The organism is Actinoplanes sp. ATCC 53533 (assembly GCF_003947245.1).
Genome location: NZ_QHHV01000696.1, coordinates 1 through 600, shown reverse-complemented (window position 1 = coordinate 600; position 600 = coordinate 1). Strand labels below are relative to the sequence as shown.

1 protein-coding gene and 1 pseudogene are annotated in these 600 nt (G+C 65.5%); both read left to right on the top strand.

Translation table 11 applies throughout. The features are described from left to right. Positions 1–300: pseudogene (locus tag DMB66_RS60700) on the top strand (NADH-quinone oxidoreductase subunit A); the annotation flags it as partial. A 5-nt stretch (positions 301–305) separates the two neighbouring features. Then, the coding region (nuoB, locus tag DMB66_RS60695; RefSeq protein ID WP_125812745.1) for an NADH-quinone oxidoreductase subunit NuoB at positions 306–600 on the top strand (295 nt) is incomplete at its 3' end.

Sequence of the window (600 nt, the reverse complement as noted above, 5' to 3'; positions counted from 1 at the left end):
CTCGGTGTCGATCGCGCCGATCGTCGGCCCGAAGCGCTACAACCGGGCCAAGCTCGACGCGTACGAGTGCGGCATCGAGCCGGCGCCGCAGCCGATCGGCGGCGGCCGGTTCCGGTCAAGTTCTACCTGACCGCGATGCTCTTCATCGTCTTCGACATCGAGACCATCTTCCTGTATCCGTGGGCGGTGTCCTTCGAGGCGCTCGGCCTGTTCGGCTTCGTCGAGATGGTCCTCTTCATCGTCACTGTCTTCATCGCCTACACCTACGTGTGGCGACGCGGCGGATTGAACTGGGACTGACTGATATGGGAATCGAAGAGAAGCTGCCGAGCGGCATCCTGCTGACCTCGGTGGAGAAGCTTTCCAACTGGGCCCGCAAGTCGTCGTTCTGGGGCGCCACCTTCGGCCTCGCCTGCTGCGCCATCGAGATGATGGCCGCCGGCGGACCGCACTACGACCTCGGTCGCTGGGGCATGGAGGTCTTCCGGGCCTCGCCGCGGCAGGCCGACCTGATGATCGTCGCCGGCCGGGTGAGCCAGAAGATGGCCCCGGTCGTGCGCACGATCTACGACCAGATGCCCGAGCCGCGCTCGGTCATCT